Here is a 25,887-nt window from a genome sequence, read left to right on the forward strand (position 1 = left end):
GAAAGCACGCCAAGGTGAGCCAGCCGGATCACATCATCGTTGGCAGCGGCATCAACGCGCTGGTCTGCGCGGCGATGCTCGGCGGCAAAGGGGCGCGTGTGCTCGTCCTCGAGCGCAATGACCGCATCGGCGGCTGCGTGCGTACCGAGGAGATCACCGCTCCCGGCTTTATCCATGACGTGATGGCAACCACCTTCGTGCTGTTCATCACCTCGCCGGCTTTTGCGGCGTTGGGCGGCGATCTCGCCAGGCACGGGCTGGAATTCTGCCACACCGGCACGCCAACTGGCGTGCTGCGGCCGGACGGCAGTCATGCAGTGCTCACCACCAACCGCGCCGCCAATGTCGCGGCAATCAATGCGATTGCCGCCGACGATGGCGACCGGCATGCGGACGATGTCAGCGGCATCGAGCGCAATGCCGGCCTGTTGTTCGGCCTGCTCGGCGGCAGCCTGTGGTCCTATCCGACGGCGAAACTGCTGGCCGGCGATGCCTGGCGGCGCAGCCCACGCGGCCTTGCCGCCTTTCTCGGCGAAGCACTGGTGCCGGCGCGCAGCTGGCTGGAAAGCACCTATCGGTCCGAGACAATCCGCGCGCTGTGGGCGCCCTGGGTGCTGCACGCCGGGCTCGGACCGGAAGACGCCTTCTCAGGGCAGATCGCCAAGGTCATTGCCTTCGCGCTGGAAGCGGCCGGGGCGCCGATCGTCAAGGGTGGAGCGAAGACCCTGCTCACCGCCTTCGAAGCTCTGATAAGGGAACGTGGTGGCGACATCCGTACCGTCGCCGATGTCGCCTCGATCGTCCAGAGCGGTGGCCGCGCGACCGGCGTACGGCTCGCCTCGGGCGAAACGATTACAGCAAACAAGAGCGTCATCTGTTCGGTCACGCCGACGCAGCTTTACCACCGGTTGCTCGGCAGCGAGGCTCCCAAGGCCGATGTCGAAGCGACACAGAAATATCGCTACGGCAAAGGCAATTTCCAGATTCACTATGCGCTGAACAAGCCGCCGGCATGGCGCGGTGCTGGCCTGGACCAGGTGGCATTGTTGCACCTGACGCCGGGGCTCGATGGCGTCTCGAAAGCCTGCAACGAGGCGGCGCGCGGCATGCTGCCCGAAGTGCCGACCATCTGCGTCGGCCAGCCGCATGCGCTCGATCCGTCGCGCTGCCCGGAGGGCAAGGCGATCCTGTGGCTGCAACTGCCCGAGGCGCCCAGGCACATCAAGGGCGACGCCGCAGGCACGCTGCATGCACCGGCTGACGGACAATGGACCGAGGCGCTGCGTGAAGCCTACGCCGACCGCGTCGAAACCATTCTCGCCAGCCACATCGATGGCTTCAAGGGCAGCGTGATTGCGCGCCGCGCCTATTCACCGGCCGATCTCGAAGCGATGAACATCAATCTGGTCGGCGGCGACCCGTATGGCGGGTCGTCCACCATCGACCAGTCGTTCCTGTGGCGGCCGTTCAAGACCAGCCGCAACCATCAGACCGGCATCAAAAACCTCTATCACATCGGCGCCTCCACCCATCCGGGTGCAGGGCTCGGCGGCGGCTCCGGCTTTCTTCTGGCGGGCAGGCTGTGATGGAGCAGAAGGTCGCAGAAAAACGCCAGCGCATTTCGACGCTTGGCCAGATCGGCCTGCAGCAATTCGCGCCCTATCTGATGAACCGCATCATGGGGCGCTACAACGCCACCTTGCGCGACGATTTCCGCAAGCAGGGCCTGACCATTCCGCAGGTCCGCACGCTCGCCGTGCTGTCGGTCACCGACGGTGTCACCGTCAACGACCTCTCGGTCTACACCGTCATCGAGCAGTCGACCTTGAGCCGCACGCTCGACACGCTGGAAGGGCAAGGCTTCGTGCGGCGCGAGCAAGGCGTCACAGACAGCCGCATCCGCCATGTCTTCCTGACCGATGACGGCCGCGCCGAGTTCGCGCGCGCCTGGCCGGCAACGCATGACGCGTTCGAGGCGATGTTCGACGATGTCGACGACGCCGAATACGCGGCGCTGATCGCCACATTGCAGAAGATGCTGAAGAACATTCGCAAGCACGACATCTAGACGTTAGGCGCCGGCCGCACCGCCGGCAACGGAAGGTTGGAAAAATGGCCGAACGCTCTTTTGCCAAGGAAGTCGAAAAACTCAGGCTCGGCGCCGGCGAGGAATTTGCGGGCGAAGGCATTCTCGCCATCACCAAGGCGCTGCTGCAATGCGGCGTCGGCTATGTCGGCGGATACCAGGGCGCGCCGATCAGCCATCTGATGGACGTGCTGGCCGACGCACAGGAGATTCTGGGCGAACTCGGGGTGCATTTCGAGGCGAGCGCCTCGGAAGCCACCGCCACCGCCATGCTGGCGGCCTCGGTGCATTACCCCATTCGCGGTGCGGCGACCTTCAAGTCGACCGTCGGCACCAATGTCGCGTCCGACGCACTGGCCAACCTCGCCTCCGGCGGCGTCACCGGCGGCGCGCTGATCATCGTCGGCGAAGACTATGGCGAAGGCTCCTCGATCATGCAGGAGCGCAGCCATGCCTTCGCCATGAAGAGCCAGGTCTGGCTACTCGACCCGCGCCCCAATTTGCCGTCGATCGTCAAGGCGGTGGAGGATGGTTTCGAGCTGTCCGAGGCATCCAACACGCCGGTGATGCTGCAGGTGCGCATCCGCTGCTGCCATGTGCATGGCCATTTCATCGCCAAGGACAACAAGCGCCCGCCGATGACGGTGGCCGATGCGCTCGACGCGCCGCGCCGCGACACCGGCCGCATCGTGTTGCCGCCCGCCTCCTTCCTGCACGAGAAGGAGAAGGTGCAGAAGCGCTGGCCGGCGGCGGTGGAGTTCATCGCCAAGAACAAGATCAACGAATTCTTCGGTTCGGACCATGGCTCGGTCGGCATCGTCATGCAGGGCGGCATGTACAATTCGGTCATCCGCGCCTTGCAGCGGCTCGGCCTTGCCGACACCTATGGCGAGACGGATGTGCCGCTCTACGTTCTCAACGCCGTCTATCCCCTGATCGATGACGAGTTCCTCACCTTCTGCGAAGGCAAGCAGACGGTGCTCGTGGTCGAGGAGGGCCAGCCCAACTACATCGAGCAGGCCTTTGCCGCCATGCTGCACAAGGCCGGGCGCGGCACCAGGCTGGTCGGCAAGGAGTATCTGCCGATGGCCGGCGAATATACCGGCCAGGTCATGCTGGACGGCATCGGCGCCTTCCTGCGCGCCGAGGCCCCGCATCTCTTGCCGGGTGAGGTGCGCGCGCCCAACAAGGTCGGCGACGGCGTTGACGCCGCGGACCTGATCAACGTCGTGCCGGGACGTCCGCCAGGCTTCTGCATCGGTTGCCCGGAGCGGCCGATTTTTGCCGCGACAAAGCTGGTCGAGCAGGAACTCGGGAACCACCACATCGCATCCGACATCGGCTGCCATTTGTTCTCGATCATGCCGCCTTTCGAGCTCGGCGCCACCACCATGGGCTACGGGCTGGGGCCGGCATCGGCATCGGCGTTCAATTCGCCCGACGCCAAACGGCGGTCGATCTCTTTCGTCGGCGATGGCGGCTTCTGGCACAATGGCCTGACCTCCTCGATCGGCAACGCGGTCTTCAACAAGAACGACGGCGTCATCGTCATCGTCGACAATTTTTACTCCGCCGCCACCGGTGGGCAGGACATCCTGTCGTCGCGTGCGGGCAACAAGACCAAGTCGACCAAGCATCCGATCACCGAGGCGGTGAAGGGCATGGGCGTCAAATGGCTGCGCCATGTCGACCGCACCTATGACATCACCAAGATGCAGGACACGTTACGTGAGGCGCTGACGACGGACGAAAAGGGTCCCAAGGTCATCGTTGCCTCGTCTGAATGCATGCTCAATCGCCAGCGCCGCGAAAAGCCGCTGGTCGACAAGGCGATCAAGGGTGGGACTCGCGTCGTCAAGCCGAAGTTCGGCGTCGATGAGGATATCTGCACCGGCGACCATGCCTGTATGCGGCTGTCCGGCTGCCCGTCGCTGTCGGTAAAGTCGCTCGACGATCCGTTGCGCGACGATCCGGTGGCATCGATCGACCAGAGCTGCGTCGGCTGCGGCAATTGCGGTGAAGTGGCGGATGCAGCGGTGCTGTGCCCTTCCTTCTACCGCGCCGATGTCGTGCACAATCCCCGCCGCTGGGATCGTTTTCTGGAAGGCACGCGCCGCGCCGTGATCGGCCTGCTGCAGCGGCGCCGTGAAAGCCGCAGGTTGACGTTCGCCGATGCTTGACCAGGCTTCGCCCTTGCGCCCGAAATCCGATGCCGCCGATACCGAGCCGGTGATCAAACTCGCTTTGCTCGCGGTCGGCGGCCAGGGCGGCGGCGTGCTCGCCGACTGGATCACCGATGTCGCCGAGCGCAATTCCTATGTCGCGCAATCGACCTCGGTCGCCGGCGTCGCCCAGCGCACCGGCGCTACGATCTATTACGTCGAGATGGCCCGCGACACCGGCCGGCTGCCGGTCTTTGCCCTTTCGCCTTCGCAAGGCGATGTCGACATATTGATCGCCGCCGAGCTGATGGAAGCCGGCCGCGCCATCATCAGGGGCTTCGTCACGCCCGATCGCACCACGCTGATCACCTCCTCGCACCGTATCGCCGCGGTGTCGGAAAAGATCGAGCCGGGTGACGGCCGGGCCTCGTCTTCCAAGGTACGCGCGACGGCGGAAGCTGCATCGAAACGCTTCATCGCCTTCGACATGGAAAAGATCGCCGCGGACAATGGCTCAATGATCTCGGCCAGTCTGCTTGGCGCGCTGGCCGGCTCCGACGCATTGCCGTTCACGCGTGAAAGCTATGAGCAAGCGATCGGCGCCGGCGGCCGGGGTGCGAAAGCCAGCCTTGCTGCCTTCGCCGTCGCCTACGACCGCGCGCGCGGTACGACGGCCCCCGCGCCACAGCCGGCAGAACCGGCCACGGTCGACCCCGCTCCGGGTTCAGGGCGTGTGAGCGGTCCGCCGAACCTGCTGCAGGGTTGGCAGGCGCTGGCCGCCCGCATCGACCTGATGCCCGCGGCGGTGCGCGACATGGCGCTCCGGGGCCTGAGAAAGGTCGTCGACTACCAGGACATCTCCTATGGCGGCGAGTATCTCGACCGGCTCGACCAGGCGGTCGCGCTGGATAGCGCTGAACATGCCCATGCATTGTCCATCGCTGCCGCCAAGCATCTGGCCAACGCGCTGTGCTACGACGACATGATCCGCGTCGCCGATCTCAAGACACGTTCGACGCGTGACCGGCGGGTGCGCAAGGAGGTGGGCGTCAAGGACGGCTCCATCCTGCAAGTGACCGAATATTTCCATCCGCGCATCGAGGAGTTCTGCGGCACCTTGCCGGCGGGGTTTGGCAGCTACATCGAGAACCGGCCGAAACTTGCCGGCTTTCTCGACCGGCGCATCAATCGCGGCCGGCGCATCCGCACCGACAGCTTTGCCGGCTTTGCGGTCCTCTGGTTGATTGGCGGCCTGCGCCGCTGGCGGCGGCGCCTGTTGCGCCACAAGGTCGAGACGGCGCATCTGGAGCGCTGGTATGCGCTGGCGCTCAGCCACGCGCCTCAGGACTACGCGCTCGCCGTCGAAATCTTGAACTGCCGCCGGCTGATCAAGGGCTACAGCGACACCCACCTCCGCGCCCAGTCCAAATTCGATCGCGTGCTGTCGGCGCTCGATCTGGTCAGGAGCCGCGATGACGCTGCCGACTGGATCAGGCGGTTGCGCGAAGCTGCGCTGAAAGACGAGAAAGGCGACATGCTCGATGGCGCGCTGAAGACGGTGGCATCGTTGTCTGATCATGGTGTGGGAAGAGGTCGAGCTTAGGCTGGTACCTCTACGCTACTGCCGCCGTTTCCCTACTCCCACTGGATTCGCGGATTGAACACGCCGCTTCAAGCGATCGCAGCTCGGCTTCCACCCGGATTGCGGGAAGCGTTGCCGGCGGATCTGCCGGGCGTCAGTCGCGCGATATGGACAGCCCCGAGAGAAGCGGAGCGTACGCGGCGAGCCTGCGGGATACGAACTCTGTGAAGAGCCGCACCCGCTTCGTCTTGCGTGTCTCGCCTTGCGTGAGAAGCCAGAGTGTCCCATGCATGGGCACGTCGATCCCCGGCACCCTCACCAGCAGGGGGTCGGTATCTCCGACGAAGCACGGCAGTTTCGTTATCCCAATCCCCTGGTGCGCCGCGATGATCTGCGTCTCGGCGTCAGGTGTCCTGAACGGTACTCCCGTGACGTGAACTTCTCCCTCGCGCGCCCAGTCCGGAATTCCATGATTGTCTATGCCTATCCATCGGATGGGATCAAGCGTGCCCGCACGCCACGCGGCTAGTCGATCGCGAGACATGTAGACGCCGCTGAACAGCTCCGGTCCCTTCAGGCCGTGAAGATTGAGCGGCAGGGTCTTGCGGTCGGCGACAATGCGGATCGCGACGTCGGCCTCTCGGTTGGTCAGATTTGCCAGCTCACCGGACGACAAGATTTCCATCTCGATGTCGCGATGCAAACGCGCGAAGTCGGCGAGATCCGACATGAGCAGGTGTGTGGCGAGGAACGGTGGAAGCGTCACCCGCAAAAGTCCGCGCGCGCTCTGGTCACGACCGAAGACGCGCGTCTCCAGCTGGTGCGACGACGCTTCCATCTGGGTCGCGAGATCGAGGACCTCTTCGCCCGCAGCCGTCAGGCGGTAGCCGGAAGGCAGCTTTTCGAACATCTGCGCCCCGAGGCGTTCCTCGAGCTGAGCGATGCGTCGCAGCACGGTCGAGTGGTTCACACCGAGGTGCGCGGCGGCAGCACGCACCGAGCCGCCGCGCGCGGCGGCAAGAAAGTAGCGGACGTCATCCCAGTCGATCATGGTGCATTCCTGCGCAGCGCAGTGCGGCTTGCAAAAGCCCATACTAACACGATCAGCCGTAAGTTCGTGCGGTCATCGTGGCGTTCAATCATCTATTGGATCGTTTTCGCACCAGCGATGTGCGCGATTGCGCACTCACCGCCCGACTTCGGCGAACCCATCTTGAGGCTCTCGCGGGACTTTCCCGTATAGCCAAAGACACGAGACGGCGAAACGAAGGATGCATGACATGAACAGACTGAATGGAAAGACCGCTGTGATAACCGGCGGCGCTACGGGCATCGGCCGCGCCGCAGCCAAGCGCTTTATCGAGGAGGGCGCCTTCGTCTTCATCTTCGGCCGCCGGCAGGAAGCGCTCGACGCCGCCGTGGCTGACCTTGGGCCTAATGCCCGCGCGGTTATGGGCTCGGTCTCGGATGAGGCCGACCTCGACCGACTCTACGCTGCGGTGAAGGCCGAGCGCGGAAGCCTCGACATCGTCTTCGCCAATGCCGGGGCGGGAAGCCCGCTTCCGCTCGGCCAGATCACCGCCAGGCACATTGACGAAACCTTCGACACCAATGTGAAGGGTACGATCTTCACGGTCCAGAAGGCGCTGCCGCTGATGAGCCAGGGCGGTTCGATCATCCTGACCGGGTCGAGCGCCGGCACCACGGGCGCTCCGGGGTTCACTGCCTATAGCGCGAGCAAGGCGGCAGTGCGCAACCTGGCGCGGACCTGGGCGGAGGACCTGAAGGGCACCGGCATCCGGGTAAACGTGTTGTCGCCCGGGGCGACGGCGACCGAACTCGCGAAGGAGGCGTTGGGCGAGGAAGGCCAGAAGGCCTACGGCGCGATGACTCCGCTCCAGCGCATGGCCGATCCGGCGGAGATCGGGGCCGTGGCCGCCTTTCTCGCGTCGCCGGACAGCAGCTTCATGACTGCCAGCGAGGTCGCCGTCGACGGCGGCCTGGCTCAACTCTGACCCCCAGCGCGGTCCGTACCTGGCCCGTGCGCAACGAAAGACAAAGAATTATGAAAAAACTCGAAGGCAAGATCGCAGTCATCACGGGCGGAAGCAGCGGGATCGGATTGGCCACAGCCAAGCGCTTCGTAGAAGAAGGAGCGCACGTCGTGATTACCGGGCGAAGAGAGAAGGAGTTGAAGGAGGCCGCAGCCTTCATCATGAAAAACGTTACGACGGTCGTGGGTGACGTGTCGCTCCTGGAAGATCTGGATCGCCTCTATGCCGTCGTGAAGGTGAAACATGGTCATATCGACATTCTCTTCGCCAACGCCGGCGCGGGGACGATCGCACCGCTCGCCGTCGCTACCGAGGCACATTTTGATCAGACCTTCGATGTGAACGTGAAGGGTCTGTTCTTTACGGTGCAGAAGGCCCTTCCCCTGTTCAAAGACGGCGGTTCGATCATCCTGAATTCTTCAGTGTCGAACGTGTTGGGGCTTCCAGGGTTTAGTACCTACGCCGCGAGCAAGGCGGCTGTACGCAACTTCGCGCGCGCTTGGACACTGGAATTCAAAGACCGCAAAATCCGCGTCAATGCAATGAGTCCGGGACCAATCGAGACGCCGGCCTTGGAGACAACGACTGGCCTTACCCCTGAGCAAGCCGAGCAAGCGGCCGCCCAGTTTGCGTCACAGATCCCAATGGGTCGCAGGGGCAAACCAGAGGAAATCGCGGCTGCCGTAACGTTCCTCGCCTCCGATGAAAGTTCTTTCGTCACCGGCGTGGATCTCGCCGTCGACGGAGGCATGGCGCAAGTCTGACCCCGGCATTAGCACCAGATCGGAGAAGTACTATGAACTATGCAATCGTAGGATTCGGCAATATCGGACAAGCCCTTGCCAAGGCGTTTGCCCGAAACGGCATCGAAGTTTCCGTTACAACCACACGCGACCCGGAAAGCTTTGCCGCCGATGCGGCCGCGATCGGACCCACGATCATCCCCAAAAAACTGGCGGAAGCCATCAAGGCGGACATCATCTTTTTGGCTGTCCGCTTCGAGGCGCACCCGAATGTCGCGAAGGCGCTCCCTACCTGGCAGGGGAAGACGATCATCAATGTGACCAATGCCTATGGCGTGCCCCCGGAGGAACTGGGAGGACAACCTTCTTCCAAGTTCATCGCGCAGGCCTTCTCTGGCGCAAAACTGGTCAAGGGCTTCAACCATTTGGTCGCCCCGGTGCTTGATCAGGATCCGGCCGTACATGGTGGCCGGAGGGTCGTGTTCCTGGCAAGCGACGATGACGCTGCCGCAACACGGATTGGGGAGCTTGCGGAAATCTCGGTTTCGCGCCGATAACCTCGGCGGGGTGTCGGAAGGTGGCCTGCTGGTCCAAGCGCGCGGAAACAGATGGGGCCATCTGATCTTCAAGGACTTGGTCAAATTCGACTGACGAGCGCGACGTCCTCGGCAAAGAGACGACGCACGCGATCGGAACTCGGATCGGATCAAGCTCGATCCGATCCGAGCAAATGGAGAAATCACTATGAGCACCGAGAAGAATATCCACTCCTAAGGAGATTTCGATGTACGACCAATCCAAGGTGTCCGAATTAATCCGGTTCGCACGAATCGAGGCGGGCTCCACCGTGATCGACGTTACCCTGGCGACGGAGACTGGACGCGCCTCTTCTCCGACATCGTCGGATCAGAGGGGCGGGTCTACAGCTTTGTGCCGGCCGAAGTCGCCCACTTCAAGAACGATCCGGTCGGCCTCATACGAACGCTCGCGAAGGAGCTGAGCCGAGAGAACGTCGAAGCCACCTCGGCGGATCTCGTCGCGATGCCGGAGATTACGCAGCCAGCCGATGTCATGTGGTTGCACCTGTTCTACCACGATCTTCACACCGCCTTGATCCAGAAGAAGGGTGCGACGGCGGCCGACTTCAATCGAGCTGTCTACAAGCGGCTGAAACCCGGTGGGTCCTATGTTATCGTCGACCACGCCGCCGCCACTGGGTCGGGCACGAGCGACACCCGGTCGCTGCATCGGATCGACCCTGCATTCGTCCGCGAGGAGGTGGAGGCGGCCGGCTTCGTACTGGACGCGGAAAGCACCGTGCTCGCGAACAAGGATGACCCGCACTCGATCAAGGTGTTCGATCCCGCGATCAAGGGCGAGACCGATCGCTTCGCGTTTCGGTTCGTGAAGCCCTGACAGCTCCCGGGCGCCGACTTCATGTCAACCTCCCATTGAGTCCATCAACTCGGGTTCGCACCCGTCAAGCTCGGAAAGCTCAACGAGGATGGCGCGCTGGTGCACGCACGCGATGCGGCAGCGCCTTAAAGGCGTCCGAGGTGATGATGGCACAAGGTTCTGGAGCACACCTGCCGCAGGTTCCTGATCTGAACTTGATGAAATGACGGAAGTCGCCGCGCCGTTGAGGGAGCCGGCGCATCCCCTCAGGGATGCGCCGGGACAAACGGTTCAAGAATGGTGGATTTCCGTTCCCAGCACCTTCAGGCATTCACGGATGAACGCCGCAAGCGCGGTCCAGCCTTTGGCTGAAACCATGGTCCCATCGACATAGGCGTCGGTGGGAGACAAATCGATATAAGTGCCGCCGGCAAGCGTCACCTCCGGCTCGCAGGCGGCGAGCGCCGCCACCTTTTTGCCGCGCACGACGCCGTCCACCGCGATCAGAATCTGGACGCCATGGCAGATCGTGAAGATCGGCTTTTTTGCCTCGTGGAAATGGCGCACCATTGCCTGTATCCGCTTGTCGGTGCGGATGTATTCGGGGCCACGACCGCCGGCGCAATAGACAGCGTCGTACTGGCTCAGCTGCTTCTCCGCGTCGGCAAAGGTCTTGTTGATCAGCGCGTTGTGGCCGGGCTTTTCAGTGTAGGTCTGATCGCCCTCAAAATCGTGCAGCGATGTCTTGATCATGTCTCCGGCGCTTTTGTCGGGGCACACGACATGAACGGTGTGTCCCACCGCTTCCATCGCCTGCTGATAGACGAAGATTTCATACTCCTCGGTGAAATCACCGGTCAGCATCAGGATTTTTTTGGCTGGCATGTCTTTTCCTCTCGGCTTGTTTCAGGGGCGAGGTGCACTGCGCGCCTCGCTACCCGGGATCGAAATCGGCTCAGAACGGGGAATAGAATTCGTAGGCGGCAGGCTGGGCGGACAGCGGCGCGCCGCGCTTGAGGGTGCCTCTGACAAGCAACATCGCTAGGCTACTCGAACGCAGGCAGGAGCCTGTCCCGCGAATTTTCGATGTGCGCGCGCATGGCTTTTTCGGCGGCGTCCGGATCGCCCGCGGCAAAGGCAGCGAGAATAGCCTCGTGCTCGTCGAGCGCCTCTTCGGTCACCCTGGAGTGATACATCAGCCGGAAGATATGGAAGTGGGTATGCTGGTGATTCAGTGTCTCGCGAATGAGTTCGTTTTGGGCGAACTCGACGATCTTGTCGTGGAAGATCGCATCCTGACGGGCGAAGTTCGAATAGCGCAGGCGTTCGTCTTTCCCCACCCGCCGAGCCATGACGCCGGCCGCCGCCTGCAGCGCGGCAAGGCGCTCGCCGTCCATTGTTGCGGTGGCTTTGGCCGCGGCGGCAGGTTCAAGCAATAGACGCAGCTCGTAAAGCTCGTCGAAGCGCCGGCGGGTGATTTGTGGGGCGGCGCGATAGCCGATCAGGTGGGTTTTCAGAACCAGCCCTTCCCCCTCCAGCCTGCCAAGCGCTTCACGAATGGGGGTATGCGAGACGTTGAATTCCTTGACGAGATTGTCGACGGTGATGCGCGATCCCGGAGCAATCCTCAAAGACATGAGCTGCGCGAAGATTGCTTCGTAAACGTCGCCAGCCAGACTGTTGGCGCGCTGAATACGACCGGTCGCACGGGCTTCATTGTCAACCGTCAGGTCCGTGTTCTGCATCGTTTGCCTCTTGACAGAACCACCCACTAACATGATGCTTCGCGAAACTCAATCCTATATCCTATACGATTTTATGGGGATATCGCATGATCATGACCTGCAGCGCCGAGGTCGGCCTCTGGCACGAAGCCAAGCCTGTCGGCTTCCAACCCGTCTTCGCAGGATCTTGTGCATGAGCTTGTTTGCAGCGGCGCGCCTGCCGAGCGAGATTCTGTTTGGCAAAGGCCAGCGCCATGTCCTGCCTGCCATTGCCACCAAATATGGGCGGCGTGCGTTCGTCTGTACCGATGAGCGCTTCGCGGCGACATCGCAGTTCGCCGAGATTCTGGCTGGCTTGCACAACGCGGCGATCGAGGCGCTGGTCTTCGACCGAACGCTGCCGGATGTGCCGCGCGACAGCGTCGCCACCTGCATTGCGGAGGCGAAGGGTTTCAAGCCCGACATGGTGATCGGAATCGGGGGCGGCAGCTGCCTCGACATGGCCAAATGCGCTGCACTTCTGCTCAGCCATGGCGGCAAGCTCCAGGACTACTATGGCGAGTTCAAGGTACCCGGCCCTATCCTTCCGGTAATCGCAGTGCCGACGACGGCTGGAACAGGCTCCGAGGTGACCCCCGTCGCCGTGATCTCCGACCCGGATCGGACGCTGAAAGTGGGTATCGCCAGTCCGCATCTCATCGCGGCAGTGGCGCTTTGCGATCCGGATCTGACGGTGACCTGTCCACCGTCCTTGACGGCGGTCGCCGGCGCCGACGCGCTGACGCACGCAATCGAGGCCTATACAGCGGCCAAACGCGGCGTCGACCCTCATTTGCCGCAACAGCACGTGTTCATCGGCAAGAGCGCTCTGACCGACCATTTCGCGCTTCTGGCCATCAGGCTGCTCGGCCGCAGTCTCGAAAAGGCATATCGCGACGGATCGGACGAGGATGCGCGCGCCGACGTCATGATGGGAGCGCTGGCCGCCGGTTGCGCCTTCGGTACGGCGGGAACGGCCGCCGCCCATGCGGTGCAGTATCCCGTTGGCGCGCTTACCCACACCCCGCATGGCCTGGGAGTGGCCACGATGCTGCCCTATGTGATGGCCTACAACCTGGCCGCAGCAGCCGCGGAGATTGCGGAAGTCGGCACTGCTCTTGGCCTTTCCCTTCAGGGCGGCGGCGCCGATGCCTTGGCGCACGCCACCATCCGGGAGGTGAGCCGGCTGTTTGGCGCCATCGGCATCACGCCGACATTGGCCGAACTGGGTCTTCCCGAAGACAAGATCGACTGGACGGCCGAGCAGGCGCTGGGCATCGACCGGTTGATCAAGAACAATCCCCGCCCGTTCGACCTTGCCGCGATGCGACGGCTGGTCAGGGCTGCTTATGACGGCGACATGTCCGCCACCATGATGTGACCGACCAGGAGTTCATCCAATGAACATTGCCGCAGGCATATCCGACGAGGATCAAGATATGTTCGACTACGCCACGGTCTCGCACGGTCTCTACATTGGCGGACGCTGGCGGCCTTCATCGGAGGGTCGCGTGATCGAAGTGGTCGATCCCTCGACTGAAGCCGTGATCGCTGCGGTTCCCGATGCAACGCTCACTGATGCCGCCGCCGCCGTCGACGCTGCCGCGAAGGCGGCGGCCGGCTGGCGCGAGACCCCGCCACGCAGGCGATCGGAAATCCTGCGGCGCTGCTTCGAACTGATGACCGAACGGATGGAGACGTTGGCTGCGCTGATCTCGCTGGAGAACGGCAAGGCGCTGCGCGATGCGCGCGGTGAAGTCGCCTACGCCGCTGAGTTTTTCCGCTGGAACGCCGAGGAGGCGGTCCGCATCAGCGGCGAGTTCGGCCTTGCACCCTCGGGCGCGAACCGGATCATTGTCGACTACCAGCCCATCGGCATTTGCGTGCTCATCACGCCATGGAATTTCCCAGCCGCCATGGCGACACGTAAAATCGCTCCGGCGCTGGCGGCCGGCTGTACGGTGATCCTGAAGCCCGCCAGCGAGACACCGCTGACGGCCTATGCGCTTGCGGCGCTCTACGAGGAAGCCGGCGTGCCGCCCGGCGTCGTCAACGTCCTGACGACCTCGACCCCCGGACCGGTGACGGCGGCCATGCTGGCCGATCCGCGCGTGCGAAAGCTGTCCTTCACCGGCTCGACCGGCGTCGGGCGCGTGCTGCTGGCCGAAGCCGCAAAGCACGTCATTTCCTGTTCCATGGAGCTTGGCGGCAACGCACCCTTCATCGTCTTCGACGACGCCGACCTGGAAGCCGCCCTCGACGGTGCGATGGTTGCCAAGATGCGCAACGCCGGCGAAGCCTGCACGGCCGCCAACCGGCTTTACGTCCAGGCCGGCATCCATGATGCCTTCGCGGAAGGCTTGAGCAAACGCATGGCGGCACTCAACCTGGGCCCGGGCACAGACTCAGACACAGAATGCGGGCCGATGATCACCAGGAAGGCTGTGCACAAGATCGACCGGCTTGTGCAGGACGCCGTTGCCCGCGGCGCCAAAATCCTGTGTGGCGGCGGCGTATCTGAAGGCAGAGGCTTTTTCTATCCGCCAACGGTGCTCAAGGACGTGCCGGCCGACGTTGCCATGGCTCACGAGGAGATCTTCGGTCCCGTGGCGCCGATCAGTCGCTTCGACAGCGAGGCGGAGGTCATCGCCAAGGCCAACGACACAGAATACGGTCTCGCGGCCTACATCTACACGCGCGACCTGGCCAGAGGAATGCGCGTGGCATCAAAGATCGAGTCGGGCATGATCGCGCTCAACCGCGGCCTGATGTCGGATCCGGCGGCGCCCTTCGGCGGAGTCAAGCAAAGCGGGTTGGGGCGAGAAGGCGGCCAGAAGCATGGCGTTGCCGAGTTCATGGAGGCCAAGTACATCGCCGTGACCCTGTGAGCGGACATCACGCCAAAGATCCGTTTCGCATTCGCGATCATGTGGTCGAGTTCGACGACATGGTCGCCGAGATCGTTCGCAGAAGCGAGGACACCAGGGCGAATGTTCCCATGGTCGCCGATGTCGCCTACGGGGCTGACGCCACCGAAACCGTGGATCTGTTCTTTCCCGAGGGCAAACGGGACCGCCTGCCGGTGCACATGTTCATCCACGGGGGCTATTGGCGCATGTTCTCCAAGCGCGACTATTCCTACGTCGCCGAGACCGTTACGAACGCAGGTGCGATCGCGGTCATTGTCGACTACGCGCTGATGCCGGCCGTCAGGATGGCCAGGATCGTCGACCAGGTGCGCCGCGCCAAGCGATGGGTATTTGACAATGTCGCACACCATGGCGGCAATCCCGGCCTGCTGACCGTTAGCGGTCATTCCGCCGGTGCGCATCTGGCAACAATGCTTTTCGACGGTGACGAGCGGGCTTCCGGCATCAAAGCTGCGCTGCTGCTTGGCGGCCTTTACGACCTGAAGCCATTGCAGATGTCGTTCCTTGCCGCCGAGATCGCGATCACCGACGAGGAGGCCCGCCGATTCTCGCCCATCGATCACAGTTTCGATCCATCCGTGGGCGTAGATATCTTGGTCGGCGCCGATGAAACGCCGCCGTTCCACAGCCAGGCCGCACTCTTCACGGACCACCTTGACACACAGGGACTGACTGTTTCGCGCACGACCCTTGGCGGGGCCAATCACATGAGCAGCGTCCGTGACCTTGGCTTGGCTGGTACCGAGGCCTCGTCACTGCTGGCCCGCGTCGTGGCCACCTGAGACTTCCGCCAGAAGCGCTGCTGGACGCGACCGTTCTGCAAAGTAGCGTCGCAGCATCGGGTACCGACAGCGGTGGTGAATCTCCCGCCACCGGTCCCCATACCGTAAGCCCGCCGTCGATGTCGACGTCGACGTGGTTCATGCTTTCCAGCGTGATTGAGCTTGATAACCGATGTCGGCGATCGCCGTCATGCAGGCAGCCCAGTTGAGTTCTCAAGGCTGGCCGGCCAAAGACGCCCCTCGGGGGAGAGCGAGCCGACGTTCCGTAACACCGGCCCGCAACCTTCAGAATACGATAGCCCGCGGCACCCCGGAGAAGGGAATCTGCGCTCTCACACCAGCATCGACTGCTGGGCGAAGATGCCCGCCATCGCGCCGTGCGATATTGCCAGGGTGACCGATGGCGGCGTGAGGGGGTTGGCGAGGTCGCCCGCGGCGTAGATGCCGGGCATGCTGGTTTCGCGGCGCTCGTCGACCTTGAGGATTGCGCCGAGGGGCGTATCGACCGTGGCGAGGCCCAGTGATTCATGCAGGCTTGCGGACGGCTTGTTGCGCGGATGCGCGAACAGGATGTCGACCGCGACCTTGGGGCCGGTATCGAACTTGACGGTGGCGTTATGCCCCCCGTGATGGGCGATCTCGCTGATCCGGCCGTCGACGACAGGTATGTTGCGGCGCGCCAGACCGGCCCGGATATCGGGCGGAATGTCGTGACCATCAGCGAAGACCGTCAACCTGTCGGTCCAATCGTGGAACAGCCTGACCTGATTCATCGACTGTGGGCCGGACCAGACGAGGCCCCAATGCTGGCCGGCGACTTCAAAGCCGTCGCAATAGGGGCAGGGCACGATGGACGTGCCCCAACCTTCGGCAAAGCCCGGAACATCAGGCATCTGGTCGGCGACGCCATAGCTCAGGATCAGCCGGCGCGCGCCGAGGCTTCCGCCATCGCCAGTGAGGACGGAGAAATCGTCGATGGCCCCGGAGAGGCTGTCGGCCCGGGCATTGACCAGCTTGATCGTGGGATAGCGCGCCAGCTGCCGCCGCGCCTCGGCCAGGATGTCCAGCGGTGGCTTGTGATCGTGGCCGAGCAGGCCATGCGAGTGGCCGGCGAAGCGGTTGCGCGGCAGGCCGGTATCGAGAACGGTGACCTTACGGCGGGCACGGCCGAGTTGCAGGGCGCCGGCGAGACCGGCAAAGCTGCCGCCGATGATGATGACGTCATCCATGATGGGCTCCGTGTTGTGGATGAGGGGCTGGTTGGACCTGGTTGAAAGCTACCCATCGGCTTGCGCATTTCAGAAACTACATGGTATCGTAATCCGAGAATTTGGATACTGTCAAGGACTGGAATTGTCGTGACCGAAAATAGCCAGGGCCGGCGCGGCCGGCCCGCCAACGAGGCGCTTGGCCAAACGATACTCGACGCTGCGTCCGAACTCTTTGTGGAATTGGGTTTTCAAGCGACCACATTGGACAAGGTCGCCCAGCGGGCGAAGATATCCAAGCTCAGCATCTATCGGCATTTCGAGAACAAGGAGGCGCTGTTCAGCGCGGCCATCGCGGCCGGCTGCCATCAGTTGTTTGCGCCACTGGCCCTTCTTGAAGGCGTCGGCGGTTCGATCGAAGATCAGCTCATGGCGGTGGGATCATCCCTGCTTCGGACACTGTTGAGATCAGACGTCCGCAGTGTCGAAGCCATGGTCATGGCCGACCAGACGAATCCAAGGTCGTTAAGCAAGCTCCATTTCGAAGCCGGCCCCGCCCATGTCATCGCCCAAATCGAGGTCCTGTTGCGTCAGTTGCACGCGAAGGCGGTTCTGAACGTGCCCGATCCTCTCCGGTCCGCCCGCTTGTTTGCCGCGCTTTTCAAAGGATCCGATCTCCTGATTATCGCACGCTTCGATGAGGCGAGAGCAGCGGACGACAACGAAGTCGAATCCTATTGCCGGTCGGCCGTCGCCATGTTCATCGCTGCGCACGGCTAGCAGTCTGCCCTGCCGCTAATCATTGTATTTCTGCGAAATACTCCGCTAGAGCCGCCGTCGCGATGGCGCCCATCCACCTCGTGTCGATCGCGTCGGGGTGGGACTGCGCGCCCGCCGGTGAGCGGCATCCCTACCTGCTCCGGTCACAGCGCTGCTTCGGCCGACCCTGTGCGGGCGAGGAAGAGAATGCCGGTTATGGCCGCGGGAATCGAGCAGATGAGGTGTCAGCCGCCGCGAAGGACACCTGCGGACGGAACGTTTTTTGGTACAACGTCCATTCGTGGGTCGGGCTCCAGCGGTTCGTGCCCCGACGCGCCCGCGAAGGCCGCTGGTGCCCGCGACAGATCCTTCCAAGGTGCGGGTCTGGAATGGCCCAAAAATTCTCTCGAGCTCCCGGAACATCGGTCCGCCCCTGTGGTTCGACAAGCAGCGGCACAGTCGATCCAACCAGGCATCGGCCCGCTTAGGACAGGCGCGAGGTCCCTACCCACAGATCTTGCGAAAATAGGAGCAAGCTATGCGAGCGTTGGTCTGGCACGGCAAGGAAGACATACGCTGCGATCAGGTTTCGGACCCGGAAATTGAGGATGAACGTGACGCGATCATCAAGGTGACGAGTTGTGCCATATGCGGCTCCGACCTTCACCTCTACCACAACTATGTGCCAGCCATGCTGCCTGGCGACATCATGGGCCACGAGATGATGGGAGAGGTCGTCGAGGTCGGCAAGGGCGTCAACGGCGCTCTGAAGGAGGGAGACCGCATCGTCGTGCCGTTCACCATAATCTGCGGTGAGTGCGACCAGTGCAAGCGACAGAACTTTTCGGTTTGCGAACGCACAAACCGCAAGAAGAATCTCGGTGACAAGGTGTTCGGGCACACCACCGCGGGTCTGTTCGGCTACACTCATTTGACCGGCGGCTATCCCGGGGGACAGGCGGAATACATGCGTGTGCCGTTCGCCGATGCCACGCACGTAAAGGTGCCTGACAGCCTTACCGACGAGCAGGTTCTCTTCCTCGGCGATATTTTTCCTACGGGCTGGCAGGCGGCGGCACAGTGCGACATTGAGCCCACCGATACGGTTGCGGTGTGGGGCTGCGGCCCAGTCGGGCAGATGGCCATACGCAGCGCCCTGCTGCTCGGCGCGAAACAGGTGGTGGCGATCGATTGCCTGCCGGAACGGCTTTCCATGGCCGCGGCCGGCGGCGCCATCGCCATCAATTTCGCCGAGGAAAGTGTCGTCGAACGACTGCGGGAACTCACCGGCGGAAAGGGCCCGGAGAAGTGCATCGATTGCGTCGGCATGGAAAGCCACGTCTCGCTGGCCCAGCCCGATACCGTGTACGATCGCGCAAAGCAGTTGATGCTGATGGAAAATGATCGACCGCACGTTTTGCGTGAGATGATCTATGTCTGCCGGCCGGCCGGCGTGATCTCGATCCCCGGCGTCTACAGCGGGCTGGTCGACAAGATTCCGATGGGACAGGCAATGAACAAGGGGCTCACCTTCCGAATGGGGCAGACCCATGTCAACCGTTGGACCGAGGATCTGTTGCGCCGCATCGAAGATGGCCAGATCGACCCATCCTTCGTCATCACCCATACCGTGGGGCTCGAGCAGGGACCCGAGATGTACAAGGTGTTTCGCGACAAGCAGGACAGCTGCATCAAGGTTGTACTGAAACCGTAGGGAAATCGTCATGAACGTGATTGCCAAACTTACCAACATCACCCGATCGCCTGGCGATCCCAAAGTGCTGAAGACTGGGCAGAGTGCGGTCGGGGCCTCCGATGGCCTTGCCCGCAAGCTCGGCTGGTTCAGCATCGCGCTTGGCGTCGCCGAGCTGGTTGGCGCCGCGCGGATTGCCGGCGCGCTCGGCATGCGCGGCAAGGAAGATCTGATCCGCGCTTATGGGCCGCGGGAAATAAGCAGCGGCATACTCTCGCTTTCAGTGGACAAGCAAGCTGGGCTGTGGAGCCGGGTGGCCGGCGACGGCCTGGATATCGCGACATTGCTGACAGCGTATCGGCCTGGCAACCCAAAGCGCGATAATGTAGGCCTTGCGCTTGCCATGGTCGCCGGCATCACATTGCTCGACATCATCGCTGCGAAAAGCGTGACCGCGCGCCACTCTCGGAGCGGGACCAAGCCACGCGACTACAGCGATCGAAGCGGCTTTCCCGGAGGCACTGCCGCAGCCCGCGACCGTGCCCGCTCGCAGCGCAGCCAGGAGGCCGGCGCAGCCTGATAGAGATTTCCGAACCCTGGCGCCATGCGACCTGGACAGGTGGCATCTCGTCAGGCACGCCAGAGGTGGTTGCTCTCGGCGAGCCGAGTTTGCTGGAACAGAGTGGACCGTCGCGCGGCCGTTCTCGCCGTCTCCTGGGTCACCGCCGCGCATGGGTTGTGTGGCCGGTGCGTTAAAGGCGCGAAGCAAGCAGCGATCCGACCGGTGTCGAGCCTTCCATGTCTCTTGCCTTGGCAAGGTTCCGGCGATCCTCAGGCCGAGCCGCGTTCGGGAAGCTCGGTCTCTTCCGCCACCCCTTTCCGCAGGTCTCGGCGCAAGCGTTCCGCTTCGTCGGAATTATTATCGTCGTCTGTCCGCTCGAGTTCGCGATCGATTGTCTCGCGCGACCCCTCTGCCGGATCCTGTTGCGGAGATGTGTTCGGGCCGGTTTCGATCTTGCCGTCGCCGGGAACGGTGCGGTCGCGAGACTTCGTCATCTTCAGCTTCCCTTTCATCTGTCATCTGCCTCGGCATCTCCGATGGCATGAATTTTGGCCGCTTCCCTGCCGAACCGGATCGTCGACGCTTTGTTCCGGGAAAGCCCCCGCAGGTTCGTGCTGGTCGGCCCCGGGGCATTGGTCGATGCCCTTGCCGGGAAGCATCCTATGCCAACGAGGTCGGCGGCAGCCTCATCAATGTCGTTATAAACATATGGGCTGTGAAGGCGTTTTCGGCCCGGACACGCGAGCACGCCAGGCTCGCGGCGAGTTTTCGAACCGAAGCAGATGCGCAGCGTAACAACTGGATGTATACGGAAAAGGCTGCCTCATCCACGACATCGCGCTTTCGGTAATGGCCGGCGGCATGCTCGCCTGGGCGGTCCGGCAGCTGGTAGCGAACTGGTCATAGGCCTTTGCAAAGCCGCGTCGATGAAGCGGGTGCGGTAGCGCTGGTCGGTGTAGCGTCGAGGCATCTGTCAATCGGAGACAAGCGCGACCGCTTTTGGGACCTCACTGTTTTTTCCACCGGGACTCGACATCTCACTATCATAGTTGATTGTGGCTGCCGGTGACCCTGCGTAATGGATAGCCATTCCAACTCTCCAACAGGAAAACGGTATGTTGTATCCGGGTCGGTTTTTGGGGCCAAGCGAGATTGAGATGCTCGCCCAGGTTTGTCACACGGTCTGCAAAGAGCGCGCCCTACCTCTTGCTTCGCAGAACGGAGAGCGCATAGCTGCGCATATACTCAGGCTGTTTATGAATGGCTTGATTGAGCAGAATGAACTGCTCGATGCTGAGAGGAACTGGGCTCTTCGGCCTGACCGTTCGGTCCAGCAGACGATGTCAACTACGCGCACATGAGAGGCCGCGGGACCCAGTCTTGGTAGTCGGAAAGCCGCCAAGGCCAGTTGGGAACAAACCTGACGTCTAAGCGTTTGTAGAGCCCTTCCACCGGGCAACTCACCGAAATGCTTCTTGCCGTGCATGATGCGATGTCGACGGCCGTTTTGGCGGGCAGGAGCGCCAATGCGGAAATAGTAGGCGTGGTCGACCTCACCAACAAAGCTGAGGTCGACATCGGCATCACCAGCTTGGGAAGAGCCATCCAGTTCGTGGCCAACGCCTCGGTGCTTGGATACGACATTCGCGGCGCCATGGTCTTCTATGGCGCGCCCGGTACCCCGAGCCTAAGGGCGAGAGAGTGCGAGCGCTTGTGGGCGCAGTTTGGCGGCGCGCTTCTACAGCCGTAGCTCTATCAGGACGTTCGCCCCGCCCGTTCTTGGTATGAACGCGTACGGAACTGAGGCGCTACCCAGCCGCAGCGGGAATGGCTCAGTGGTAGCTCTAGCTGGCGACCGCACTAAGCAGCTTTTCGGTGATGGGCTTTGAGCGGCTGAGCCAGCGTGAGAACGTTCGGCCGCATATCTGCCGGTGCCTGCTTTCATGTGACTGGGCGAGGCTATTGGGGAGCCGGGTTGACCACTGGCCCTTAGCCGAGGGAAGCACAGTACGGCAACCTCGCTCTTTGCTGGCTAACATCCTTCCGCTCTCAGGGACCGGACCATGCGCACAACAACAGGGTCATACGGTTTCTTTTCGGATTTCCGATAATTCATTGTGAAAAGCGCGGCACGCTGGTTGCAGACCATAATTGCACGGACGTAGCGAATCTCGCCATTCTTGACCCCGGAGTAGCTGGCCCATTTCGGGGCTAGGCGCCGATAGGTCAGTCGCCAACCGGCCTTTTCGTCCTCGATCATGCGATGTTCGATCTCGGCGCGAAAACTTGCTTTGCCCAGTCGCGCGCCCCAAACGACCAGAAACGCGTCTCTTGGGCCCTGAAAAGCCGCGCCCTGCTCCGAATTCTGGGTCAGGACGAAATTCGGAGGAATATCGAAACTAAAGCCAAGCTGTCGGACGCCGAAGGGCTGCCACGCCTCGGCCTGAAGCAACGTGGTCCAAAAGAGAAAAACTGTAAGTCCCAGCAGGAGGCGTCGCATTGCTCTGATTTAGCGCTGGCTAACATGGTGTCCAGACGGACAGAGGTCCGTGACATAAAAAATATGCATCATGGCCGCGCAGCATATGGACGCGGGATTCGCGATTGACGGCGTGCGGTCGAAACGGCTTCCGTCCCACGAAAGGAGAGGACGCAGAGGGAATTGGTGCGTCGGTATGATCGACTGGCAGAAAATTGGCGAGGCCGAATGTCCAACGTTCATTGCCCGCAAAAATGGGCGCCGGTTCCTCTTGTGCCTAGGGAAGAGGAGCCGAATTATTCCCTGGCGAAGACCCTGATCTACCTCAGACGGGGGCATGCCTCAGTAACTTCGCCGTGACCTGATCCCTTCGGGGAACAATCACATCGAGCTCCAGTTTGGCCTTCAAGCGAAAGCACTGATGGAGCATGCCATGAGATTTCCACACAGCACGACGGCCGCGGCCGCCGTTTTCATTGCCCTGACCTCCCCCGCACTCGCCCAGACAAGCGGAACACCATCACCCTCGACACCTGCACCCGCTCCGGCAACCGAACCGCCGACCGCCGGACAGTTGCCGGATGCGACCGGACAAGCGGATGGACCAACACGCGAAATGATCCGCCAGATGGTTGAGCAAGCTGTCCGTGACCGACTGCAGCAGGATCGCGGTTCCGAAGAGGGTTTCCGCGAGGAAGATAGTCGCAACTATCAAGGCGATCGCAACGAGGATGCTGACCGCCACGATGAAGATGGCGACCGTTGGCAGAACCACGGTGACCGCGATCGTGGACACAGAATGGCTGGACGCTGGCATCATCAGATGATGCGCGGTGCCGGCATGCGACTGATGTTCGGGCTGTTGGACACCGATGGCGACGGATCGGTGTCCGAGGACGAGGTTCAACGCGCGGTGGGCAGGATGTTCAGTAGCGTTGACGAGAATGGTGATGGCAAGATCGATGTGAACGAGATCCAGTCCTTCATGCATGGCTCCAGCATGCATGGCACTGATAGCGAGGACACGCCGTAGCTGTCTTCAAAGGGAATGCCCTCCCTCGGACAAAGCGGGCGCGTGGCGGCCGATCCCGAAGCGGTGTCTCTTGGCTGTTAGGCGCCCGGCCAGCACCCTTTAGGCTTGAGCTATTCCCGCAGTCCCGCGAGACGCCAGCCGTGACAAAAAAGGCTTCGCATTGCTGATCGAGGAACGATCGAAGCCGACCAACGCAAGGTCACTCGGGCGCTCGGTCTTCCAGCAGAACGAAGGATGCGGCGATCAAGTCGTCGCCATTGATACGTCCTTGGCTGTCCTCCAACATAGTTGCAACCTTGTGGAAGGCCATCATTTCACCCGCGTCAATCTGCGCTTCACGCATCTTGGCTGTGAGATCAGCCACGCGATTTCCTAACGAATGTGATTTTGCAGTCTCGCAATTCGACATGATTAGTCATCCTTTGCCTTGGGGTTTCACGCTGCCGAACGCAATGCTTCAGCGGATGTTCCGAATTTGGCCATCAGTCTTATGGGATAGGACTTGCGTCTGATTGCGGTTGGAAGAAGCCCGAACGGCGGAACACGCAGCCGGACGCCGAATTGGAAACCCACCGTCGATCGAAGTCCCTTGTCGCCGGTTGAGATCCCGCCATCTTCACTGTCGAGAGGGTGGCGGGATCGCCTTCCGAGGAGCGAGCGCATATGAGGTAATAGATATTTGGCAGATGTACTCACGGCCATCCTGCTCGCTTCTTTTGTCTGCGCATGTTCATTCTTTTCGCGAAACCCCATCTCTCCAACAACACGCAACAACCGCGTTGCTACCCACGATTGATGCGATGACAACTGCATCAACAAAGCAAAGCCTCTTCGCCTAAGGTGCGATTGCCGCGGGCTTTTTCGACTTGAAGGTCGTCCAACGCGCCCGGTGGTCAGGCCATGGCGTTCAGCGGGAGCCAGGTAGACTCATCGCGAAAATCCCGCAGCGAGGCATGTCGCAAGTCCTCCTCGCCGCGTGCGGATACTGGAATCCGCCTGGCTCGTTGTGACAGGCATGCGAAGATGAGTGTCGGCGCATGGACGCGGAAAAACCCGCCAGCGTGAGCCAGCGGGCCTTGTGATGGGATGGCCCGCGCGTGCGGTCAAGGCTGCGCGGGCCGACCATGATGAATGAGGGGACATCTTGGTCACCGGCACGACCGATGAAGAACGAGCCGGGTGTGACAGAACACCCTTGGAGCGAGGATGTTCCCGTCCGCACAAAAAAGCTCGCCGGCGTGAGCCGGCGGGCAGTCGCTATTTTGCCGTCAAGCGGACAGACCGCTTGCGGCCCACCCACTGCACCATTTTTCCACTTTGAGCCGAAATCATTCTCAACTATGGTTCGCCGGGCTTAAGGCATGGGGGATTGCCGATGGTTTTATCACGCAGGGGTGTCGTGCTCGGCGGTCTGGCGCTGGTCGCGGTCGGTGGAACCAGCAATATTGTTCAAGCCGCGGGGGCAAAATCCTTTTTCGCCGGTACCGCCAACGATAACGATTTCGTCTATCGCAAGACCAACTTCGCCAAGATCGACAAGAGATGGCATCGCCAGATCGTCAAGTATTTCAGCAGCGAGCCGGTCGGCACCGTCGTGGTCGATACCCGCCACCACTTCCTCTACCTCATCATGGAAAACAAGACTGCCATCCGCTACGGCGTCGGCGTCGGCAAGGAAGGCTTCAAATGGTACGGCCGCGCGACGATCGATCGCCGCGCGCTGTGGCCGCAATGGGTCCCGCCCCCCGAAATGCGCGAGCGCAAGCCGGACCTGCCGCCCATGATCGCGGGCGGCGCGTCCAACAATCCGCTCGGGCCGCGAGCGCTCTATCTGTACCGCGACGGCGCCGACATCGGCTACCGCCTGCATGGCACGCTGGAGCCATGGAGCATCGGCACCGACGCTTCCAGCGGCTGCATCCGCATGTTCCCCGAAGATATCATCGACCTCTACCAGCGGTGCCCGATCGGCACCGCGGTGGAGGTCCTGCCGCACATCGCCGACCAGGCGCCCGCTTCCACCACTGTCGAATGATTGGCGCATCATGAACCGCATGATTGAAAACACGCGCCGGCTGCTCGCCGCCGGCCTGCTGGTTGTGGCCGCATCCTGCTCGACCAGCAACACGCTGGCCCCGTCGACGCCTGACGTCACCAACGCCGAGATTGCCGGCTTCCAGAACGTGCAGCCGGGCAGCGAGGAGGATTTTATCCTCAATGTCGGCCGCCGCACCTATTTCACCAAAGGTTCGGCCGCGCTCGATTCTGTCGCCAAGGCCACCCTCGACACCCAGATCGCCTGGTTGACAAAGCATCCGCGCTGGCTGCTCAAGCTGCAGGGTTTCGCCGACGATCCCGGCGCAAGTGAAACGGCGCTGTCACAGCAGCGCGCCGATGCGGTGATGGACTACCTCGCCGCCGGCGGCATAGACCGGAACCGCATGTGGGCCAAGGGCTACGGCAAGGACAGGCTCGTCCGCGACTGCCCCGACTCCGCCTGCAGGTCGCAGAACCGCCGCGTTGTGTCTAATTTGCGCGATGAGAGGGACGAGTCGTAGAGGCTACTGATTTGCTGGTCGCCAAATCAGTCTCACAACGCGACGGCGGCATGGCTGCAATGCGCCTATCGGGGACATTCACCCAGCGTTTGCCCCTC

The 25,887-nt window shown here is 62.3% G+C and carries 23 protein-coding genes and 2 pseudogenes; 18 read left to right on the plus strand and 7 right to left on the minus strand.

Annotation, left to right across the window (positions count from 1 at the left end):
* The first annotated feature begins 14 nt into the window (after positions 1-14).
* Genes NKL04_RS18040 through NKL04_RS18055 form a run of 4 tightly spaced genes read left to right on the plus strand, consistent with a single transcriptional unit; the run spans position 15 to position 5,851 of the window.
* Entirely contained in the window at positions 15-1,586 is a 1,572-nt protein-coding gene (locus NKL04_RS18040; RefSeq protein WP_023699870.1) for a phytoene desaturase family protein, read from the plus strand.
* On the plus strand, positions 1,586-2,068 hold the full coding sequence (locus tag NKL04_RS18045) for a MarR family winged helix-turn-helix transcriptional regulator (protein WP_023699871.1): 483 nt from the start codon (positions 1,586-1,588) through the stop codon (positions 2,066-2,068). The genes NKL04_RS18040 and NKL04_RS18045 overlap by 1 nt, the downstream gene beginning before the upstream one ends.
* A 44-nt stretch (positions 2,069-2,112) precedes the next feature.
* The gene (locus NKL04_RS18050) at positions 2,113-4,266 is read left to right on the plus strand and encodes a thiamine pyrophosphate-dependent enzyme (RefSeq protein WP_023699872.1); all 2,154 of its coding nucleotides are present in this window, start codon (positions 2,113-2,115) and stop codon (positions 4,264-4,266) included.
* Complete coding sequence (locus tag NKL04_RS18055; protein WP_023699873.1) at positions 4,259-5,851, plus strand: indolepyruvate oxidoreductase subunit beta family protein; 1,593 nt, start codon at positions 4,259-4,261, stop codon at positions 5,849-5,851. The genes NKL04_RS18050 and NKL04_RS18055 overlap by 8 nt, the downstream gene beginning before the upstream one ends.
* Positions 5,852-5,984: 133 nt before the next feature.
* Here NKL04_RS18055 and NKL04_RS18060 read toward each other — a convergent pair whose 3' ends face one another.
* Positions 5,985-6,881 carry a LysR family transcriptional regulator gene (locus NKL04_RS18060; RefSeq protein WP_023699874.1) on the minus strand — a complete coding sequence of 299 codons (897 nt, stop codon included), beginning with the start codon at positions 6,879-6,881 and terminating at the stop codon, positions 5,985-5,987.
* Between the two features lie 229 nt (positions 6,882-7,110).
* Between NKL04_RS18060 and NKL04_RS18065 the strand changes: the two genes are divergently transcribed.
* The 4 genes and pseudogenes from NKL04_RS18065 to NKL04_RS18080 all read left to right on the plus strand — a co-directional run bounded on the left by NKL04_RS18065 (position 7,111) and on the right by NKL04_RS18080 (position 10,043).
* Positions 7,111-7,845, plus strand: a complete 735-nt coding sequence (locus NKL04_RS18065) for an SDR family NAD(P)-dependent oxidoreductase (RefSeq protein ID WP_023699875.1) — start codon at positions 7,111-7,113, stop codon at positions 7,843-7,845.
* 50 nt (positions 7,846-7,895) lie between these two features.
* Positions 7,896-8,648 carry an SDR family NAD(P)-dependent oxidoreductase gene (locus NKL04_RS18070; protein WP_023667786.1) on the plus strand — a complete coding sequence of 251 codons (753 nt, stop codon included), beginning with the start codon at positions 7,896-7,898 and terminating at the stop codon, positions 8,646-8,648.
* 32 nt (positions 8,649-8,680) lie between these two features.
* A pseudogene (locus NKL04_RS18075) lies at positions 8,681-9,278 on the plus strand (NADPH-dependent F420 reductase).
* Between the two features lie 133 nt (positions 9,279-9,411).
* Positions 9,412-10,043: pseudogene (locus tag NKL04_RS18080) on the plus strand (class I SAM-dependent methyltransferase).
* A gap of 270 nt (positions 10,044-10,313) precedes the next feature.
* On the opposite strand, the gene NKL04_RS18085 reads toward NKL04_RS18080, so the two are convergent.
* The gene (locus NKL04_RS18085; RefSeq protein WP_023667783.1) at positions 10,314-10,907 is read right to left on the minus strand and encodes a DJ-1/PfpI family protein; all 594 of its coding nucleotides are present in this window, start codon (positions 10,905-10,907) and stop codon (positions 10,314-10,316) included.
* Between the two features lie 161 nt (positions 10,908-11,068).
* Positions 11,069-11,767, minus strand: a complete 699-nt coding sequence (locus tag NKL04_RS18090) for a GntR family transcriptional regulator (protein ID WP_023699879.1) — start codon at positions 11,765-11,767, stop codon at positions 11,069-11,071.
* Between the two features lie 172 nt (positions 11,768-11,939).
* On the opposite strand from NKL04_RS18090, the gene NKL04_RS18095 reads away from it, so the two are divergent.
* From NKL04_RS18095 to NKL04_RS18105, 3 genes are read left to right on the plus strand one after another with little or no spacing between them, the layout of a single operon-like run.
* Complete coding sequence (locus NKL04_RS18095; RefSeq protein WP_023699881.1) at positions 11,940-13,166, plus strand: iron-containing alcohol dehydrogenase; 1,227 nt, start codon at positions 11,940-11,942, stop codon at positions 13,164-13,166.
* 58 nt (positions 13,167-13,224) lie between these two features.
* Positions 13,225-14,673, plus strand: a complete 1,449-nt coding sequence (locus tag NKL04_RS18100) for an NAD-dependent succinate-semialdehyde dehydrogenase (RefSeq protein WP_245271347.1) — start codon at positions 13,225-13,227, stop codon at positions 14,671-14,673.
* Positions 14,674-14,714: 41 nt separating this feature from the next.
* Entirely contained in the window at positions 14,715-15,497 is a 783-nt protein-coding gene (locus NKL04_RS18105; protein WP_348529181.1) for an alpha/beta hydrolase, read from the plus strand.
* Positions 15,498-15,829: 332 nt separating this feature from the next.
* Here NKL04_RS18105 and NKL04_RS18110 read toward each other — a convergent pair whose 3' ends face one another.
* Complete coding sequence (locus NKL04_RS18110) at positions 15,830-16,726, minus strand: NAD(P)/FAD-dependent oxidoreductase (RefSeq protein ID WP_023699884.1); 897 nt, start codon at positions 16,724-16,726, stop codon at positions 15,830-15,832.
* Between the two features lie 129 nt (positions 16,727-16,855).
* Here NKL04_RS18110 and NKL04_RS18115 point away from each other — a divergent pair, with 129 nt between their 5' ends.
* The 3 genes from NKL04_RS18115 to NKL04_RS18125 all read left to right on the plus strand — a co-directional run bounded on the left by NKL04_RS18115 (position 16,856) and on the right by NKL04_RS18125 (position 19,737).
* Positions 16,856-17,485, plus strand: coding sequence for a TetR/AcrR family transcriptional regulator (locus NKL04_RS18115; protein ID WP_023699885.1), 630 nt, complete (start codon positions 16,856-16,858; stop codon positions 17,483-17,485).
* Between the two features lie 517 nt (positions 17,486-18,002).
* Positions 18,003-19,178: a zinc-dependent alcohol dehydrogenase gene (locus tag NKL04_RS18120; RefSeq protein ID WP_023682758.1), complete on the plus strand. Its 1,176-nt coding sequence runs from the start codon at positions 18,003-18,005 to the stop codon at positions 19,176-19,178.
* Between the two features lie 10 nt (positions 19,179-19,188).
* Positions 19,189-19,737, plus strand: coding sequence for a hypothetical protein (locus NKL04_RS18125; protein WP_023699887.1), 549 nt, complete (start codon positions 19,189-19,191; stop codon positions 19,735-19,737).
* Positions 19,738-19,988: 251 nt separating this feature from the next.
* Here NKL04_RS18125 and NKL04_RS18130 read toward each other — a convergent pair whose 3' ends face one another.
* Positions 19,989-20,213 (minus strand): hypothetical protein, encoded by a 225-nt coding sequence (locus tag NKL04_RS18130; RefSeq protein ID WP_155922421.1) that lies wholly within the window; start codon positions 20,211-20,213, stop codon positions 19,989-19,991.
* 998 nt (positions 20,214-21,211) lie between these two features.
* On the opposite strand from NKL04_RS18130, the gene NKL04_RS18135 reads away from it, so the two are divergent.
* Positions 21,212-21,469: a hypothetical protein gene (locus tag NKL04_RS18135; RefSeq protein WP_245260390.1), complete on the plus strand. Its 258-nt coding sequence runs from the start codon at positions 21,212-21,214 to the stop codon at positions 21,467-21,469.
* 282 nt (positions 21,470-21,751) lie between these two features.
* On the opposite strand, the gene NKL04_RS18140 is transcribed toward NKL04_RS18135, so the two are convergent.
* Positions 21,752-22,219: a hypothetical protein gene (locus NKL04_RS18140; protein WP_023667769.1), complete on the minus strand. Its 468-nt coding sequence runs from the start codon at positions 22,217-22,219 to the stop codon at positions 21,752-21,754.
* Positions 22,220-22,619: 400 nt separating this feature from the next.
* Here NKL04_RS18140 and NKL04_RS18145 point away from each other — a divergent pair, with 400 nt between their 5' ends.
* A complete protein-coding gene (locus tag NKL04_RS18145; protein ID WP_245271344.1) occupies positions 22,620-23,231 on the plus strand; it encodes an EF-hand domain-containing protein in 612 nt (203 codons plus the stop codon).
* Positions 23,232-23,430: 199 nt separating this feature from the next.
* On the opposite strand, the gene NKL04_RS18150 is transcribed toward NKL04_RS18145, so the two are convergent.
* Positions 23,431-23,595 carry a hypothetical protein gene (locus tag NKL04_RS18150; RefSeq protein WP_023667766.1) on the minus strand — a complete coding sequence of 55 codons (165 nt, stop codon included), beginning with the start codon at positions 23,593-23,595 and terminating at the stop codon, positions 23,431-23,433.
* Positions 23,596-24,606: 1,011 nt separating this feature from the next.
* On the opposite strand from NKL04_RS18150, the gene NKL04_RS18155 reads away from it, so the two are divergent.
* Both NKL04_RS18155 and NKL04_RS18160 read left to right on the plus strand, forming a co-directional pair.
* Complete coding sequence (locus NKL04_RS18155) at positions 24,607-25,266, plus strand: L,D-transpeptidase (protein ID WP_031209043.1); 660 nt, start codon at positions 24,607-24,609, stop codon at positions 25,264-25,266.
* 10 nt (positions 25,267-25,276) lie between these two features.
* Positions 25,277-25,789 carry an OmpA family protein gene (locus NKL04_RS18160; protein WP_023699891.1) on the plus strand — a complete coding sequence of 171 codons (513 nt, stop codon included), beginning with the start codon at positions 25,277-25,279 and terminating at the stop codon, positions 25,787-25,789.
* Positions 25,790-25,887 lie beyond the last annotated feature (98 nt).

Origin of the sequence: Mesorhizobium sp. C264A, assembly GCF_040324515.1 — a bacterium.
In the GTDB taxonomy this organism is placed as follows: Bacteria; Pseudomonadota; Alphaproteobacteria; order Rhizobiales; family Rhizobiaceae; genus Mesorhizobium.

What these genes read in the sequence shown, in the direction of transcription:
- NKL04_RS18045 (WP_023699871.1), top strand. Translation starts at nt 1,586, where the DNA reads ATGGAGCAGAAGGTCGCAGAAAAACGCCAGCGCATTTCGACGCTTGGC.
- NKL04_RS18050 (WP_023699872.1), top strand. Translation starts at nt 2,113, where the DNA reads ATGGCCGAACGCTCTTTTGCCAAGGAAGTCGAAAAACTCAGGCTCGGC.
- NKL04_RS18055 (WP_023699873.1), top strand. Translation starts at nt 4,259, where the DNA reads ATGCTTGACCAGGCTTCGCCCTTGCGCCCGAAATCCGATGCCGCCGAT.
- NKL04_RS18060 (WP_023699874.1), bottom strand. Translation starts at nt 6,881, where the DNA reads ATGATCGACTGGGATGACGTCCGCTACTTTCTTGCCGCCGCGCGCGGC.
- NKL04_RS18065 (WP_023699875.1), top strand. Translation starts at nt 7,111, where the DNA reads ATGAACAGACTGAATGGAAAGACCGCTGTGATAACCGGCGGCGCTACG.
- NKL04_RS18070 (WP_023667786.1), top strand. Translation starts at nt 7,896, where the DNA reads ATGAAAAAACTCGAAGGCAAGATCGCAGTCATCACGGGCGGAAGCAGC.
- NKL04_RS18085 (WP_023667783.1), bottom strand. Translation starts at nt 10,907, where the DNA reads ATGCCAGCCAAAAAAATCCTGATGCTGACCGGTGATTTCACCGAGGAG.
- NKL04_RS18090 (WP_023699879.1), bottom strand. Translation starts at nt 11,767, where the DNA reads ATGCAGAACACGGACCTGACGGTTGACAATGAAGCCCGTGCGACCGGT.
- NKL04_RS18095 (WP_023699881.1), top strand. Translation starts at nt 11,940, where the DNA reads ATGAGCTTGTTTGCAGCGGCGCGCCTGCCGAGCGAGATTCTGTTTGGC.
- NKL04_RS18100 (WP_245271347.1), top strand. Translation starts at nt 13,225, where the DNA reads ATGTTCGACTACGCCACGGTCTCGCACGGTCTCTACATTGGCGGACGC.
- NKL04_RS18110 (WP_023699884.1), bottom strand. Translation starts at nt 16,726, where the DNA reads ATGGATGACGTCATCATCATCGGCGGCAGCTTTGCCGGTCTCGCCGGC.
- NKL04_RS18120 (WP_023682758.1), top strand. Translation starts at nt 18,003, where the DNA reads ATGCGAGCGTTGGTCTGGCACGGCAAGGAAGACATACGCTGCGATCAG.
- NKL04_RS18125 (WP_023699887.1), top strand. Translation starts at nt 19,189, where the DNA reads ATGAACGTGATTGCCAAACTTACCAACATCACCCGATCGCCTGGCGAT.
- NKL04_RS18130 (WP_155922421.1), bottom strand. Translation starts at nt 20,213, where the DNA reads ATGACGAAGTCTCGCGACCGCACCGTTCCCGGCGACGGCAAGATCGAA.
- NKL04_RS18135 (WP_245260390.1), top strand. Translation starts at nt 21,212, where the DNA reads ATGTCGACGGCCGTTTTGGCGGGCAGGAGCGCCAATGCGGAAATAGTA.
- NKL04_RS18140 (WP_023667769.1), bottom strand. Translation starts at nt 22,219, where the DNA reads ATGCGACGCCTCCTGCTGGGACTTACAGTTTTTCTCTTTTGGACCACG.
- NKL04_RS18145 (WP_245271344.1), top strand. Translation starts at nt 22,620, where the DNA reads ATGGAGCATGCCATGAGATTTCCACACAGCACGACGGCCGCGGCCGCC.
- NKL04_RS18155 (WP_031209043.1), top strand. Translation starts at nt 24,607, where the DNA reads ATGGTTTTATCACGCAGGGGTGTCGTGCTCGGCGGTCTGGCGCTGGTC.
- NKL04_RS18160 (WP_023699891.1), top strand. Translation starts at nt 25,277, where the DNA reads ATGAACCGCATGATTGAAAACACGCGCCGGCTGCTCGCCGCCGGCCTG.